The 17,099-nt window shown below is 71.8% G+C and carries 7 protein-coding genes; 4 read left to right on the top strand and 3 right to left on the bottom strand.

The window, feature by feature from the left end; genetic code table 11:
* Positions 1 to 85: 85 nt before the first annotated feature.
* The 3 genes from OG802_RS31895 to OG802_RS31885 all read left to right on the top strand — a co-directional run bounded on the left by OG802_RS31895 (position 86) and on the right by OG802_RS31885 (position 5,740).
* Positions 86 to 1,423 (top strand): ABC transporter substrate-binding protein, encoded by a 1,338-nt coding sequence (locus OG802_RS31895; protein ID WP_329416135.1) that lies wholly within the window; start codon positions 86 to 88, stop codon positions 1,421 to 1,423.
* Between the two features lie 117 nt (positions 1,424 to 1,540).
* Entirely contained in the window at positions 1,541 to 3,586 is a 2,046-nt protein-coding gene (locus OG802_RS31890) for a beta-galactosidase (RefSeq protein WP_329416133.1), read from the top strand.
* Between the two features lie 126 nt (positions 3,587 to 3,712).
* Positions 3,713 to 5,740, top strand: coding sequence for an RICIN domain-containing protein (locus tag OG802_RS31885; protein ID WP_329416131.1), 2,028 nt, complete (start codon positions 3,713 to 3,715; stop codon positions 5,738 to 5,740).
* Between the two features lie 141 nt (positions 5,741 to 5,881).
* Here OG802_RS31885 and OG802_RS31880 read toward each other — a convergent pair whose 3' ends face one another.
* The 3 genes from OG802_RS31880 to OG802_RS31870 form a co-directional block, all read right to left on the bottom strand.
* Positions 5,882 to 6,604 carry an FAD binding domain-containing protein gene (locus OG802_RS31880; RefSeq protein WP_329416129.1) on the bottom strand — a complete coding sequence of 241 codons (723 nt, stop codon included), beginning with the start codon at positions 6,602 to 6,604 and terminating at the stop codon, positions 5,882 to 5,884.
* A 158-nt stretch (positions 6,605 to 6,762) separates the two neighbouring features.
* On the bottom strand, positions 6,763 to 7,881 hold the full coding sequence (locus OG802_RS31875; RefSeq protein WP_329416127.1) for a M23 family metallopeptidase: 1,119 nt from the start codon (positions 7,879 to 7,881) through the stop codon (positions 6,763 to 6,765).
* 340 nt (positions 7,882 to 8,221) lie between these two features.
* Complete coding sequence (locus tag OG802_RS31870) at positions 8,222 to 11,596, bottom strand: pyruvate carboxylase (protein ID WP_329417568.1); 3,375 nt, start codon at positions 11,594 to 11,596, stop codon at positions 8,222 to 8,224.
* 279 nt (positions 11,597 to 11,875) lie between these two features.
* Between OG802_RS31870 and OG802_RS31865 the strand changes: the two genes are divergently transcribed.
* Positions 11,876 to 17,053 carry a family 43 glycosylhydrolase gene (locus tag OG802_RS31865; protein ID WP_329416125.1) on the top strand — a complete coding sequence of 1,726 codons (5,178 nt, stop codon included), beginning with the start codon at positions 11,876 to 11,878 and terminating at the stop codon, positions 17,051 to 17,053.
* Positions 17,054 to 17,099: the final 46 nt, after the last annotated feature.

Raw genomic sequence — 17,099 nt, 5'->3', positions numbered from 1 at the left:
CCCCAAGCCCCACATGTGAGCACCACCGCACCACCCGCACCACCCCCACCCTCACCTGTCCCACCCACGCAGAAGTGGAAGCCCCATGCGCAGAACAACGAGCCGCATCCTGCGCGGCATCGCCCTCGTCTCCACCCTGGCCCTGGGCGTGACCGCCTGCGGCGGCTCGGACGACGACTCCGACACCAAGGCCGTCTCCGCCGGCGACCTCCAGGCCGCACTGGACAAGGGCGGCGACATCACGGTCTGGGCCTGGGAGCCCACGCTGAAGACGGTGGCCGCCGACTTCCAGAAGAAGTACCCCAAGGTCAAGGTCAACCTGGTCAGCGAGCGCTCCGGCGACAAGCACTACACCGCGCTGTCCAACGCCATCTCGGCCGGCAAGGGCGTCCCGGACGTCGCCCAGGTCGAGTACTTCGCGCTCGGCCAGTACTCCCTCACCAAGGGCCTGACCGACCTGGCCCCGTACGGCGCCGCCAAGCTCGCCTCCAAGTACACGCCGGGCCCGTGGAACGCGGTCAGCGACGGCGCCAAGGTCTACGGCCTGCCGATGGACTCGGGCCCGATGGCGCTCTTCTACAACAAGACGGTCTTCGACAAGTACAAGATCGCCGTCCCGACCACCTGGGACGAGTACCTGGACGCGGCCCGCAAGCTCCACAAGGCCGACCCGAAGGCCTACATCACCAGCGACCTCGGTGACGCGGGCCTCACCACCTCCCTGCTGTGGCAGGCCGGTTCGCGCCCCTACAAGGTCGACGGCACCAAGCTCGGCGTCAACTTCGACGACGCGGGCGCCAAGAAGTACGAGACGGTCTGGCAGCAGCTGATCAGCGAGAAGCTGGTCGCCCCGGTCAACGGCTGGACCGACGACTGGTACAAGGGCCTGGGCGACGGCACCATCGCCACCCTGCCCACCGGCGCCTGGATGCCCGCCAACTTCGCCACCGGCGTCCCGAACGCCAAGGGCCAGTGGCGCGCGGCGGCGATGCCGGCCTGGACCAAGGGCGACAAGGCGAGCGCGGAGAACGGCGGCAGCTCGCTGGCCGTCCCGGCGCTGGCCAAGAACAAGGAACTCGCCTACGCCTTCACCGAGTACGCCAACTCCGGCGCCGGTGTCGCCACCCGCGTCGGCGAGGGCGCCTTCCCCGCCACCAAGGCGGAGCTGGAGTCCCCCGCGTTCCAGGGCAAGAAGTTCGACTACTTCGGCGGCCAGGAAGCCAACAAGATCTTCGCCGAGTCCGCCGCCAACGTGGCGAGCGACTGGTCGTACCTGCCGTTCCAGCCGTACGCGAACTCGATCTTCAACGACACGGTCGGCAAGGCCTACGTCTCCGGCACCAAGCTGGCGGACGCTCTGAAGGCCTGGCAGGACGCCTCGGTCAAGTACGGCCAGGAGCAGGGCTTCACGATCGAGAAGTGAACCCGTCGGCGATCGGTCCCCACTGACCGGCAGCCGGACATCCCCACGCAGTGAAACGCCGGGCGGCGCGGCTCCCGGGCCGCGCCGCCCCCGTGCACCACCTTCGGAAGGACCGCCATGATCTCCACCCTCCAGTCCCGCATGCTGCGCGGGGCGGACGGTGACCCCGCCCCGCGTCTGGCCTACGGCGCCGACTACAACCCCGAGCAGTGGCCCCGGGACGTGTGGGAGGAGGACGTCCGGCTGATGCGGGAGGCCGGCGTCACCGTCGTCTCCGTGGGGATCTTCTCCTGGGCCCGCATCCAGCCGGGCCCGGACACCTGGGACTTCGGCTGGCTCGACGAGGTCATGGACCTGCTCCACGCGGGCGGCATAGGCGTCGACCTGGCCACCGCCACCGCCTCCCCGCCGCCGTGGCTCACCACCGCGCACCCGGAGATCCTGCCGGTCACGGCCAACGGCGAGACCCTCTGGCCGGGCGCCCGCCAGCACTGGCGGCCCACCTCGCCCGTCTTCCGCGAGCACGCCCTGCGCCTGGTGCGCGAGATCGCCGGCCGCTACAAGGACCACCCGGCGCTGGTCGCCTGGCACGTCTCCAACGAGCTGGGCTGCCACAACGTCTACGACCACTCCGACGACGCGGCCCGCGCCTTCCGCGTCTGGCTGCGCGCCCGCTACGGCACGCTCGACGCCCTCAACCACGCCTGGGGCACGGCCTTCTGGTCGCAGCGCTACAGCGACTGGGAGCAGATCCTGCCGCCGCGGCTGGCCGCCTCCCACCCCAACCCCACCCAGCAGCTGGACTTCAAGCGGTTCTCCTCGGACGCGCTGAAGGACCACCTCGTCGCGGAGCGCGAGATCCTGCGGGAGATCACGCCCGGCGTCCCGGTCACCACCAACTTCATGGTGATGGGCGGCACGAAGGGCATGAACTACCCCGACTGGGCGGGCGAGATCGACTTCGTCTCCAACGACCACTACGTGCACCCCGGCCCGCAGGACCGCGACGAGCTGTCCTTCTCCGCCAACCTGGTCAGCGGCATCGCGGGCGGCAAGCCCTGGTTCCTCATGGAGCACTCCACCAGCGCCGTCAACTGGCAGCCCGTGAACGTGGCCAAGCGCCCCGGCGACCTCGCGCGCGACTCGCTGCTGCACGTGGCGCACGGCGCCGACGCGGTCTGCTTCTTCCAGTGGCGGCAGTCCGCGGCCGGCGCCGAGAAGTACCACTCGGCGATGGTCCCGCACGCCGGCGCGGACAGCGACCTGTTCCGCGCGGTCGCCGGCCTCGGCGCCACCCTCAAGTCCCTCGCCCCCGTGGCCGGTTCGGAGCGGGAGGCGGCGGCCGTCGGCATCCTCTACGACTGGGAGTCGTGGTGGGCCGCCGAGCAGGACTCGCACCCCACGGCCCTGCTCGACTACCGGCAGGAGGCGCTCGACTGGTACTCGGCGCTCCTCGCCCTGGGCGTGCGCGCCGACCTGGTGACCACCGGCGCCGACCTCTCCCGGCACCGGGTCCTCGTCGCGCCCGTCCTGCACATGGTGCCGGCCGAGCTGGCCAAGGACCTCACCCGCTACGTCGAGCAGGGCGGCCACCTGGTCACCACGTACTTCTCCGGGATCGTCGACGAGAACGACCACGTGTGGCTCGGCGGCTACCCCGGTGCGCTGCGCGACCTGCTCGGCATCCGCATCGAGGAGTTCGGACCGCTGCTCGCGGGGGTAAGCGTGGAGCTGGACGACTCCGTCACGGGCAGCCTGTGGACCGACCGGATCACCCTCGCCGACGGCGACACGGAGGTCCTGGCGCACTACCGCGACGGTGTGCACGCCGGCAGGCCCGCGGTCACCCGCCGGCCCACGGGCGAAGGCTCCGCCTCGTACGTCTCGACCCGGCTCGGCGTCGACGGGCTGCGCACGCTGCTGCCGCGCCTGCTGGAGCCGGCCGGCGTCAGCAGCGAACTTCCCGCGCAGGCCCGCGGACGGGTCGAGCTGACCGTCCGCCGCGGGCCCTCGGAGCGGTTCGTGTTCCTGGTCAACCGGACCGACGACACGGTGCCGGTGCCCGGCCTCGACGGCGAGGTGCTGCTCGGCGCCCGCGACGCGGAGGGCTCCCTCGTCCTCGGCCCCCGGGAGGTCGCCGTCCTGCGCGGCCCCGCCGTCTGAGGTCCCCCGTCCGCACCCCCCACGACTCCCCGGGCACGGCCTGACCCGTGCCCGGGGGCCATCCCCACCCGCCCGCACGGCGGGAGGGGGCCCACCACAGCGACCGCACCGCAGTTGGGAGCTTCCATGGCACGCCGCACCCGCAGCAGACGGACCCTCGGGGCCGCCGCACTCACCGCACTGGCCACCGGGGCCGCGCTCTTGAGCGTCCCCGTGCAGGCGCACGCCGAGGCCGCCGTCACGGTGACGCCGGACCCCTCGTACCAGCAGGAGAAGTTCGAGGGCTGGGGCACCAGCCTGGTCTGGTTCGCCAACGCGACCGGCGACTACCCGCCGGCAGTCCGCGAGAAGCTCGCCGGTCTGCTCTTCGGTGACGACGGCCTGGCGCTGAACATCGCCCGCTACAACATCGGCGGCGGCAACGCTCCGGACGTCAAGGACTACCTGCGGGCCGGCGGCGCCGTGCAGGGCTGGTGGAAGGCGCCCGCGGGCACCACCCGCGAGGACACCGACTGGTGGAGCGCCGACGACCCGGCCGACTGGAACCCGAAGGCCGACGCCACCCAGCGCTGGTGGGTGAACCGCATCAAGAAGGACATCACCCACTGGGAGGCGTTCAGCAACTCCCCGCCGTGGTTCATGACGGAGAGCGGCTACGTGTCCGGCGGGTTCGACGCCAACACCGACCAGCTGAAGGCCGACTCGGTCGACGACTTCGCCGCCTACCTGGCGGGTGCGACGAAGCGGCTGGAGAAGGCCGAGGGCATCGAGGTCGACACCCTCGACCCCTTCAACGAGCCCAACACCGGCTACTGGGGCACCCGCCTCGACGCGAACGGCGTACCGGTCAGCGGCCGCCAGGAGGGCGCCCACATCGGCCCCGCGCTCCAGCAGAAGGTGCTCGCCGCGCTGGCGCCCGCGCTGAAGAAGGCGAAGGTCAAGGCCGGGATATCGGCCATGGACGAGACCAACCCGTCCCTCTTCGCGACCAACTGGAACTCCTACTCGCAAGGCTCCAAGGACCTCGTCGACCAGATGAACGTCCACACCTACGGCACCGGTCAGCGCACCACCGTGCGCGACCTCGCCAAGGCCGCCGACAAGCCGCTGTGGATGAGCGAGGTCGAAGGCGACTGGGGCGACGGGCAGAGCTTCACCGACATGCGTCCGGGCCTCGGGCTGGCCCAGCAGATGGTGAACGACCTGCGCGAACTGGAGCCCTCCGCCTGGGTGTTCTGGCAGCCGGTCGAGGACTACGACAACATGAAGCCGGGCGGCGAGTCCGCCAAGGGCGGCAACTGGGGCGAGATCCAGCTCCCGTTCAGCTGCACCAAGTCGGACACCCTGAAGTCGTGCCCGGTCTTCACGAACACCAAGTTCGACACGGCCCGCAACTTCACCCACTTCATCAAGCCCGGCGACAAGCTCGTCAAGGTGGACGACACCTCCAGCGCCGCGGCCGTCACCAAGGACGGCAAAGGGCTCTCCCTCGTCCACGTCAACTCCACCACCGCGGCCCGCACGGTCACCATCGACCTGTCCCGGTTCCGCGACGTCAAGCGCAACGCGACCGTCACGCCGACCGTGACCAGCGCCGACGGCAAGCTGAAGCGGCAGGCCCCGGTCAAGGTCGTCGACGGCAGGGCCACCTACACCGTCCCCGCGCAGTCCGTGACCTCCTTCGCCGTCAAGGGCGTATCGGGAGTCGCGAAGAACGCGGGCCTGTTCAGCAAGGGCCACTCCTACACGCTGACCGGCGTGCAGAGCGGCAAGGCGGTCACCGTCGCCGCCAACGGCACGAGCCTGGCGATCCGTTCGGCCGACGGCAGCACGGCGCAGCAGTGGCAGCTGGACGCCCGGCACGGCGACAAGGGCGCCCGCCAGCGCTACGTCTTCGCCAACCCGGCCGAGGGCAAGCGCCTCGCCGTCCGCAACGACGTGCCGGTGGTCGAGCCGGACACCGGCAGGCGCGACCCCGCCACCGAGTGGATCATGTCGACCACCGGTGACGGCACGTGGACGCTGATCAACGTGGCCACCGGACGTCTCCTCGAGGTCGGCGGCCAGGCGACCAACGAGGGCGCGGCCGTCACCACCTGGCAGGCCAACTCCGGCTCCAACCAGCGCTGGAGGGTCACGGACGTGACCCCGTAGCGCCCTGCCGCTCAGCCGTCTCCGCCCGTGTCGCGCTCGCCGCGGCACGGGCGGAGCGCTGAGCGCGCGCGAAGGGCTGACGCCATGCGCCCGTGGCACGGACCTCGCGCGTCCGGGCGTCCGGCGTCCTGCCGGGAGGCCTCAGGCGGCGGCGCGGGCCAGTACGTCGACGATCTCGTGGCGCAGGGCGTCCCGCGCCGGGGCCGGCAGGGACGCGGCCGTCATGGTCTCCAGGTCGCGCAGGACGTGTTCGGCGTCGGCCCGGCAGGGCGCGCTGTCGCCGAGCACCTCGTAGCCGTCGCGCACGGCCACGCGCACCGTGCCGGGGCCGTCGCCGCCGTCCCGGTGGACCGCCACGGCGACCACGAGCGGCGGCGGGCCGCCCGCCTCGCCGGGAAGTTTGCGGTAGCCGCTGGCCAGGGGCGTGCGCCAGCGCAGGGCGAGCAGCACATGGCGTTTCGCGACCAGTTCGGCCAGGTCGGTCTCGTACACGCCGTCGGCCGTGAGGACGGTGGCGCGGGCGTCGAGCACGAGGGCCGCGGGGAGCAGACAGCGCAGGGTGCTGCCGACGATGTTGCCGCCGACGGTGGCCGCCCGGCGCACCGCGCCCGTGCCCACCCCGGACGCCGCCCGGTGGAGCGCCTCGGGCACGGTCGCGTCGACGCGGTGCAGCGGCACGGCCCCGCCGAGTTCCTCGGGGCCGAACGCATTGGCCTCGGGCAGGTCGCGCAGCGACACGGCCTGCTCGGGGAAGCCGTCGCGCTGCCAGCCGGCCCACACCAGGGTGGCGCCGCCGATCGGCACCGCCCCTTCGGCCAGACAGCGCTGTGCTTCGGACACCGAGGAGGGAAGACGCAACTGCACGACGACCGACCTGCCTTCCCTGGGAGTTCGGGGGCGGACCTCGTCCGGGTCCGCTCCGCGTGATCAGTGGCAGAACGGATTCTGCCCAGTGGCACGGGGGCGCATACAGGGCTCATCGCCGCACCGCGCGCCACCGCGGCTCCCGCGTCCCGCGGTCGTCAGGCGGTCGGCGTCAGCCAGGGCAGCGGGTCGGTGTAGTAGCCGTCGTAGATCACCTCGAAGTGCAGATGCGGGCCGGTTGACAGGCCGGTGGAGCCGACCTGCCCGACCGGGTCGCCGGTGCGCACCGTCTGCCCGGCCGTGACCTGGAGTAGGGAGAGGTGGCTGTACGTCGTCTCCAGGCGTTTGCCGTCGATGAGTCCGTGGTCGACGACGACGCGGTTGCCGTACGCCTTGGTCATGGCCGCGAACACCACCCGGCCGTCGCGGGCGGCGGACGCCCGGGCGCCCCGGGGCGCGCCGAAGTCCACGCCGGTGTGGAGCTTGGTGACGCCGGTGAGCGGGTGGGTGCGGGAGCCGTAGGGCGAGGTGACCGTGAGGGTGGTGGTGGGGGCCGCGAGGATCGTGTTCGCCGGGGCGGGGGCGCCGCCGCTCGGGTCCTCCCGGTCGAAGTCCGCGTAGACCGCGAGCCGTGACGTCACCTCGTCGAGGTAGGTCCTGGCGGCGGCCGGGACCTTGCCCGCGTCGGCCACGGCGTCCGCGCCGACCGCGTAGGCGGCCAGAGTGAGGTCGGCGAGGTCGCCGTTGACCTTGCCGTCGGTCCTGAGTTCGGTCAACCTGCGGGCCAGGGAGCAGTCCTGGCGGCCGAGCGCCATGATCGCGTCGGCGGGGTCGTGCGGCGAGGAGCGCCCGTTGCCGTCGTCGTCCCTGCCCCAGGTGCGCCAGGCGGCGGCGGTGAAGGCGGCGATCCCCTGTTCGCCGGAGGCGGCGGTCTCGTCGCTGAAGCCGGTGAGCTGGTCGATCTGGGCGGCGAGGAGGGACGGGGTGACGACCGGGCAGGCTCCGGCGGATGTGCGCAGCCAGGGGCCGTAGGTCGCGTTGACGCCGCCGGCCGCGTCGTCCTGGGAGGTCACCCCGGTGTCCTCGTCGCCGGGGAGTCCGCCGGTCAGCGCGAGGAAGCCGGCCACGGCGGAGAGGGTGAGCAGCGCGGGCAGCACCACGACGGTGAAGAGGCCGGGCCCGCGTCGGCGGGGTGCGGGCGCGACCGTGCGGCCGGCCGGTCGGGAAGCGCCCGCCACCTGCTCCGGGGGCGCCTCGACTGCCTGGTCGTCGCTCATGCGGCACGCCCCTGACGACGTGTCACCGGCCGCTGCGGGAAAGTGCGGTTGTTCACGAACGGACGGTAGCCGCGGTCCCGCCGTCCGTCACCGGCCGCAGGGGCAGACCTGCTGCCCCTGCGGGCAACGGCCGTCGCGGCGCGTCCCGTTCGGGGCGACGGAAGGCGCGGAGACGGCACATGCCGACGACCGGCGCCCTCCGCGGACCGGCCCCGCCCGCCCGGCCGGAAGGCCGGGAGACGGCCGCTCACGAGCAGCAACCGTCCCGCGCAGGTCCGTTCAGTCCCGCGGCAGGGCAGGGGGCGGTGCCGCCGGCGGTCGGTCGCCGACGGCGCTCGGTTCAGTCCACGACGACGAGCAGGTCGCCGCCCTCCACCTGCTGGATGCGGTTGATGGCGAGCCGGCCGACGCGGCCGGCCTTCGGCGCGGTGATCGTGGCCTCCATCTTCATCGCCTCGATGGTGGCGATCGTCGCGCCGACCTCCACCTCGTCGCCCTCGGCGACCGCCAGGGTGACCACGCCGGCGAACGGTGCGGCGACGTGCCCGGCGTTGCCCCGGTCGGCCTTCTCGGTGACCGGCACGTCGGAGGCGGCCGCCTTGTCGCGGACCTGGATGGGCCGCAACTGGCCGTTGAGGGACGACATCACGGTGCGCATGCCCCGTTCGTCGGCCTCGCCGACGGCCTGGAGCTCGATCAGGAGCCGCACGCCGGGCTCCAGGTCGACGGCGTACTCCTTGCCCGGGCGCAGACCGTAGAAGAAGTCCTTGCTGTCGAGGACGCTGGTGTCGCCGTAGGCCTGGCGGTGGTTGTCGAAGTCGCGCGTCGGGCCGGGGAAGAGCAGCCGGTTGAGGGTGGCGCGGGGGGTCTTCTCGAGGCCCTCGCGGTCCTCGGCGCTCAGCTCCTGGACGGGCTTGGCGTCCGCGCGGCCCTGGAGCGCCTTGCTGCGGAAGGGCTCGGGCCAGCCGCCGGGCGGGGTGCCGAGTTCGCCGCGCAGGAAGCCGATGACGGAGTCGGGGATGTCGTAGCGGTCGGGCGCCGCCTCGAAGTCGTGCGGGTCGACTCCGGCGCCGACCAGGTGCAGGGCGAGGTCGCCGACGACCTTGGAGGACGGGGTGACCTTGACCAGGTGGCCGAGGATGCGGTCGGCGGCGGCGTACATGGCCTCGATGTCCTCGAAGCGGTCGCCGAGGCCGAGCGCGACGGCCTGGGTGCGCAGGTTGGAGAGCTGCCCGCCGGGGATCTCGTGGTGGTAGACGCGCCCGGTCGGGGAGGCGAGGCCCGCCTCGAAGGGCGCGTAGATGCGGCGCACGCCCTCCCAGTACGGTTCCAGGTCGCCGACGGCCTGGAGGTCGAGGCCGGTGGGCCGCTCGGAGTGGTCGGTCGCGGCGACGAGCGCCGACAGGGAGGGCTGTGAGGTCGTGCCCGCCATGGAGGCCACGGCGCCGTCGACGGCGTCCGCGCCCGCCTGGATCGCGGCGAGGTAGGTGGCGAGCTGGCCGCCCGCGGTGTCGTGGGTGTGCAGGTGCACCGGCAGGTCGAACTCGCGGCGCAGCGCCGAGACGAGCTTCGCGGCGGCCGGGGCGCGCAGCAGGCCCGCCATGTCCTTGACGGCCAGGACGTGCGCGCCGGCCTCGACGATCTGCTCGGCGAGCCGCAGGTAGTAGTCGAGGGTGTACAGGCGCTCGTTCGGGTCGGACAGGTCGGAGGTGTAGCACAGGGCGACCTCGGCGACCGCCGTGCCCGTCTCCCGGACGGCGTCGATGGCGGGCCGCATCTGGCCGACGTCGTTGAGCGCGTCGAAGATGCGGAAGACGTCGATGCCGGTGGCGGCGGCCTCGTGGACGAAGGCGTCGGTCACCTCGGTCGGGTAGGGCGTGTAGCCGACGGTGTTGCGGCCGCGCAGCAGCATCTGGAGGCAGATGTTGGGGACGGCCTCGCGCAGGGCGGCGAGCCGCTCCCAGGGGTCCTCGGCGAGGAAGCGCAGGGCGACGTCGTAGGTGGCGCCGCCCCAGCATTCCAGGGACAGCAGCTGGGGCAGGGTGTGGGCGACCAGGGGGGCGGAGGCGAGCAGGTCCTTGGTGCGCACGCGGGTGGCGAGCAGGGACTGGTGGGCGTCGCGGAAGGTGGTGTCGGTGACGCCGATGGTGGGCGACTCGCGCAGCCAGCGGGCGAAGCCCTCGGGGCCGAGGTGGACCAGGCGCTGGCGGGAGCCGGCGGGCGGCTCGCCCGCGGGCGTCGCGGGCAGCTTGGCGGCCGGGTCGATCAGCTCGGGCCGCTCGCCGTGGGGCTTGTTGACCGTGACGTCGGCGAGGTAGGTGAGCAGCTTGGTGCCGCGGTCGGCCGAGGAGCGGGCGGTCAGCAGGTGGGGCCGCTGTTCGATGAACGACGTGGTGACGCGTCCGGCCTGGAAGTCGGCGTCGTCGAGGACGGCCTGGAGGAAGGGGATGTTGGTGGCCACGCCGCGGATGCGGAACTCGGCGACGGCGCGCCGGGCCCGGCCGATGGCGGTGGGGAAGTCGCGGCCCCGGCAGGTGAGTTTGACGAGCATGGAGTCGAAGTGGGCGCTGATCTCCGTGCCGGCGTGGGTGGTGCCGCCGTCGAGGCGGATGCCGGAGCCGCCCGGGGAGCGGTAGGCGCTGATGCGGCCGGTGTCGGGGCGGAACCCGTTGGCGGGGTCCTCGGTGGTGATACGGCACTGAAGGGCCGCGCCGTGCAGGGTGACCGTCTCCTGCGACAGGCCGAGGTCGGCGAGCGTCTCGCCGGCGGCGATGCGCAGCTGGGCCTGGACGAGGTCGACGTCGGTGACCTCCTCGGTCACCGTGTGCTCGACCTGGATGCGGGGGTTCATCTCGATGAAGACGTGGTTGCCGGCGGGGTCGAGGAGGAACTCGACGGTGCCGGCGTTGCGGTAGCCGATCTGGCGGGCGAAGCGCACCGCGTCGGCGCAGATGCGGTCGCGCAGCTCCGGGTCGAGGTCGGGCGCGGGGGCCATCTCGATGACCTTCTGATGGCGGCGCTGGAGGGAGCAGTCGCGCTCGAAGAGGTGGATGACGTCGCCCTCGCCGTCGGCGAGGATCTGCACCTCGATGTGGCGGGGGTCGACGACGGCCTTCTCGAGGAAGACGGTGGGGTCGCCGAACGCGGAGGCCGCCTCGCGGGAGGCCGCCTCGATGGACTCGCGCAGCTGGGCCGGGTCCGCGACCCGGCGCATGCCGCGTCCGCCGCCGCCCGCGACCGCCTTCACGAACACGGGGAAGCCGATGTCCTCGGCGGCCCGGACGAGTTCGTCGACGTCGTTGGAGGGCGCGGAGGAGCCGAGGACGGGCACGCCGGCCGCGCGGGCCGCGGCCACCGCGCTGGCCTTGTTGCCGGTCAGTTCGAGCGTGCGGGCGTCGGGGCCCACGAAGGTGATGCCCGCCTCCTCGCACGCCCGGGCGAGTTCGGGGTTCTCCGAGAGGAACCCGTAGCCCGGGTAGACGGCGTCCGCGCCCGCCCGCCGGGCGGCGGCCACGATCTCCTCGACGGAGAGGTACGCCCGGACGGGATGGCCCGGCTCTCCGATCTCGTACGCCTCGTCGGCTTTGAGCCGGTGCAGCGAATTGCGGTCCTCGTGGGGGAAGACGGCGACCGTGCGCGCGCCCAGCTCATAGCCGGCGCGAAACGCACGGATCGCGATCTCACCACGGTTGGCGACCAGCACCTTGCGGAACATCGTGGACCCCTTCAGCCTGCCGGTGACGGGACCCATCGTGGCGGTGGGTGACCGTGTTGGCCATGTGAGTCGGGCCACTCACGCCATGTTCCCCTCGATCGGACCGTACCGGCCGGTCGGGGCGGGCCCGCGTCCTTCCTTCGGCCGGCGCCGGTACGGGCCGAACGGATCCTCAATGTTCGGCCTGTCGGACGTCGTTCGAAAAGTATTGACGCGGGCATGTACACCGTTTGACACTCCTGCAACATCACGTCACACGGCTGAAACGGCGGTCCCCCCATGGCGCACAGACATCGACTCCGCGGCCGGACGCGACACGGGACGGGACAGCTCGCCGCACTTACCGCCGTGGCCCTGCTCGTGGGCCTGGCCGGCACGGCGGTTCCCGCGGGGGCCACGGAGGCCGCCGACGTGACCGAGGGTCTGGCCCTCTGGTACAAGTTCGACGGCGCCTCGGGCACGACGGTCCCCGACGCCTCGGGCCACGGACTGAACGGCACGGTCAACGGGACCGCCGACTTCTCCTCGTCCGGCCAGGGCCTCTCCTTCAACGGCTCCGACACCTACGTCAAGATGCCGAACGACGTGATGAAGGGCATGACGTCCATCAGCGTCGCGATGGACGTGAAGATGGACACCGCGCAGGCCACGCCGTACTTCCTCTACGGGTTCGGCAACACCAGCGGCGGCAACGGCAACGGCTACCTGTTCGCCACGGGCAATTCCCTTCGCGCCTCGATCGCGACCGGCAACTGGTCGACCGAGCAGAACATCAAGCCCGCCGACTCCCACAACCTGGCGCGCGGCGTGTGGAAGCACCTCACGTACACCCAGGCCGGCACCACGGGCGTGCTGTACGAGGACGGCGTCGAGGTCGCCCGCAACACGTCGGTGACCATCACCCCCGGCGCGATCGGCTCGGGCACGACCACGGCCAACGCCGTCGGCAAGTCCGTCTACTCGGGCGACCGCCTGTTCAAGGGCAGCATGCGCGACTTCCGCGTGTACAACCGCGCCCTGGACGCCGGCGAGGTCGAGCAGCTCTCCCTGCCGGTCGCCACCCAGGGCGTCGCGGACGACAAGGCCGCGCTGACCCTCGGCGACACGAGCGCCGTCACCGCCGACCTGACCCTGCCGACGACCGGCCCGGCCGGCGGCTCCCTCATCACCTGGTCCAGCGACCACCCCGGCGTGGTGTCCGACGCGGGCAAGGTGACCCGCCCGGCCGCGGGTGAGCCCGACGGTCACGCCACCCTCACCGCGACCCTGAAGAAGGGCTCCGTCTCCGCCACCCGGGCCTTCGACGTCACGGTCCTGCCGGCCCTCGACGACAAGGGCGCCACCGAGCAGGCCGCCGAGGCCCTCACCGTCCACAACCTGGACGACGCGCGCGGCAACCTCACCCTTCCCGCGACGGGCGCGTACGGGACCACCGTGACCTGGTCCTCCGCCGCGCAGGACGTCGTGTCCGCCGACGGCGTGGTGCACCGCCCCGCGCACGGGGCCGGCGCCGCCACGGCCGCCCTGACCGCGACGGTCGCCAAGGGCGAGGCGCGGACCACCCGCACGTTCACCGCGAAGGTCCCCGAACTCCCCGTGAAGGAAGCCCTCAAGGGCTACATGTTCAGCTACTTCACCGGCGAGGGCACCGCGGACGGCGAGCAGCTCTACGCGGCCCTCAGCAAGGGCGACGACCCGCTGAAGTGGCGTGAGCTGAACGACGGCAAGCCCGTCCTGACCTCCACGCTCGGCGAGAAGGGCCTGCGCGACCCGTTCATCATCCGCTCCCCCGAGGGCGACAAGTTCTACCAGATCGCCACGGACCTCAGGATCTACGGCAACGGCGACTGGGACCGCTCGCAGCGCTCCGGCAGCAAGTCCATCATGGTGTGGGAGTCCACCGACCTCGTGCACTGGACGGACCAGCGCCTGGTGAAGGTCTCCCCGGACAGCGCCGGCAACACCTGGGCGCCGGAGGCGTTCTACGACTCCAAGCTCGGCCAGTACGTGGTGTTCTGGGCGTCGAAGCTGTACGACAACCCCGCGCACTCCGGTGACACCTACAACCGGATGATGTACGCCACCACCCGCGACTTCTACACCTTCAGCGAGCCCAAGGTCTGGATCGACCGCGGCTACTCGGTCATCGACTCCACCGTCATCCAGCACGACGGCACCTACTTCCGCCTGTCGAAGGACGAGCGCAACAACAGCTCCTCCACCCCCAACAGCAAGTTCGTCTTCGAGGAGAAGAGCGACTCGCTGCTCAACCCGTCCTGGACCGCGGTCGCCGAGGGCATCGGCAAGGGCGCGATGAACGCGGCCGAGGGGCCGCTGGTGTTCAAGTCCAACAGCGAGGAGAAGTGGTACGCCTTCCTCGACGAGTTCGGCGGCCGCGGCTACATCCCGTTCGAGACGACGGACCTCGCCTCGGGCAACTGGACTCCGTCCACCGGCTACGACCTGCCGTCGAAGCCGCGCCACGGGACCGTCCTGCCGGTGACGCAGGCAGAGTACGACCGACTGCTGCGCGCCTACCAGCCGGACCAGATCGTCACCGCCGTCGAGGACGTGCCGGTGAAGACGCGGATCGGCGAGGCGCCGGTGCTGCCGGCCACCGTCATCGCCACCTACGCCGACGGCGCGAAGCGGCCCGTCACCGTCACCTGGGAGAAGGTCGACCCGTCGCGGTACGCGCAGGCCGGCTCCTTCACGGTGAAGGGCGACCTGCCGGGCGACGCGGCGATCGACGTCCACGCCGACGTGACGGTCTCCGCCGAGGGCCCGGACGTGCCCGCCGACCTGCTCCTGCACTACGGCTTCGACGAGAGCGGCGGCAGCATCGTCCGTGACTCCAGCGGCCACGGCTACCACGGCACCTACGTCCGCACGCCCGCCTTCGGGACCGGCGTCGACGGCGGCTCGTTCAAGATGTCCGGCGGCTCCAGCACCTCCGACTCGCCGTACGTGAAGATTCCGAACGGAGTGCTCAAGGACGTCGGCAGCGTCACCGTCTCCACGTACGTCAAGTGGAAGGGCGGCGACAACTTCCAGTGGCTGTTCGGGCTCGGCCCCGACAGCGACAGGTACCTCTTCGCCACCCCCTCCAACGGCAGCGGCAAGCTGTTCTCCGCGATCACCAAGGCCACCTGGTCCGGTGAGAAGCAGATGATCGGCGGCGCGCAGCTCACCCCGGGCGAGTGGAAGCACCTCACCGTCACCCTCGACGGCGCGACCCAGACGGCGGTCCTCTACGTGGACGGCGCCGAAGCCGCCCGCGTGAACGGCGTCGCCGTCAAGCCGTCCGAGCTGTACGACGCGGCGAAGGACGCCTCGGGCTACATCGGCAAGTCCCTGTACTCGCCGGACCCGTACTTCGCGGGCGAGGTCGACGACTTCCGGATCTACAACCGGGCCCTGACGCCCGCCGAGGTCCTGGAACTCGCCGGCAACACCACCGGCATCGCCGCGGCGACCCACCCGGCGCTCAAGGTGGACGCGCTGATCGACGACAAGAACAGCACGATCGTCCTGCCGCTGACCCAGGGCAGCGACGTCACCGCCCTGGCCCCGCAGTTCACCCTGGCCCACGGCGCGGGCATCACCCCGGCCTCCGGCGCCCTGCGCGACTTCAGCAAGCCGCAGACCTACGAGGTGACCGGCTCCGACGGCGCGAAGCGCACCTGGACGGTGTCCGCGCTCATCATGAAGAGCCCGGTCCTGCCGGGCCTGAACGCCGACCCGAACATCGTCCGCTTCGGCGACACCTTCTACATGTACCCGACCACCGACGGCTTCGACGGCTGGAGCGGCACGCAGTTCAAGGCCTGGTCCTCCACCGACCTGTTGCACTGGACCGACCACGGCGTCATCCTCGACCTGGGGCCGGACGTGAGCTGGGCGGACAGCAGGGCCTGGGCGCCGACCATCGCCGAGAAGAACGGCAAGTACTACTTCTACTTCTGCGCCGACGCCAACATCGGCGTCGCCGTCTCCGACTCCCCCACCGGTCCCTTCAAGGACGCCCTCGGCAAGCCCCTGCTGAAGGCGGGCCAGTTCCCCGGTCAGATGATCGACCCGGCGGCCTTCACCGACGACGACGGCCAGTCGTACCTCTACTTCGGCAACGGCCACGGGTACGTCGTCCCGCTGAACGCCGACATGACGTCGATCGACACCGCGAAGGTCCAGGACATCACCCCGAGCGGCTACAACGAGGGCGCGTTCGTCGTCAAGCGCAGGGGCGTCTACTACTTCATGTGGTCGGAGAACGACACCCGGGACGAGAACTACCAGGTTGCCTACGCCACCGGTCCCTCCCCCAGCGGCCCGTGGACCAAGCGGGGCGTCATCCTGGAGAAGGACCTGTCCCTGGGCATCAAGGGCACCGGCCACCACTCGGTGGTCCAGGTCCCGGGCACGGACGACTGGTACATCGCCTACCACCGCTTCGCGATCCCCGGCGGTGACGGCACCCACCGTGAGACCACCGTCGACAAGCTGGAGTTCGACGCCGACGGGCTCATCAGGAAGGTCGTGCCCACGCTCACGAGCGTCGACCCGGTCGCCGTCGTGCACGCCGGCCCGGACGTCAAGGGCGCGGAGGGCGACCGGATCGCCCTGAACGGCACGCTCTCCGGGACGGGCAGCCCGAAGTGGACGGTCGAGAAGGGCGCGCCCTGCACGGTCGCCGCCCCGACGGCCGCCCGCACGACGGTCACCTGCACCGACGACGGCACGTTCACCCTCACCCTGACCGGTGGCCGCAGCACCGACACGGCCGTCGTCACGGTGGCCAACGCGGCGCCCTCGATCACCTCGGCCACCGGCCCCAAGTCGCCGGTGTCGGCCGGACGGCCGGCGGTCGTCACCGTCAGGTTCTCCGACGCGGGCGCCCGTGACACGCACACCTGCGTGGTCGACTTCAAGGACGGCGGCAAGCCGGCCAAGGGGGTCGTCACGGGGTCCGGCTGCCGGGCCGAGCACGTCTACTCCAGGGCGGGCCTCTTCCGTCCGGTGATCACCGTCAAGGACGACGACGGCGGCACGGCCGCGCTGACGCTGCCCGAGGTCGTCGTGTACGACCGGGCCGCCGGGCCGGTGGTGGGCTCGGGCCTGTCGGCGTCCCGCGGCAAGCCGTTCTTCTCCGTCTCGGCCGGGTACCTGCCCGGGGCCACCGCCCCGGCGGGCGTGGTCACCTTCAGCCTGAAGCAGGCGAAGCTGACGTTCCGGTCCGGTCATCTCGACTGGCTGGTCGTGTCCGGCAAGCAGGCGCTCCTCCAGGGCTCCGGCACCGTCAACGGCAAGAGCGGATACGGCTTCCGCGTCACCGCCACCGACAACCCGGACACCTTCCACATCAGGATCTGGAAGACGTCCGACGGGAAGGTCGTCCACGACACGGGCGTCATGACCCGGATCGCCGGCGTGATCAAGGTCGGGCCGGGCCACCACTGAGAAAGCCCCCGGCGCGTGAGCGCGCCGGGCGGTCAGCGTCACGGTT

The organism is Streptomyces sp. NBC_00704, from assembly GCF_036226605.1.
Taxonomy (GTDB): Bacteria; Actinomycetota; Actinomycetes; order Streptomycetales; family Streptomycetaceae; genus Streptomyces.
Note: the sequence above shows the minus strand (reverse complement) of the source record. Positions and strands in the feature narration are given on the sequence as shown.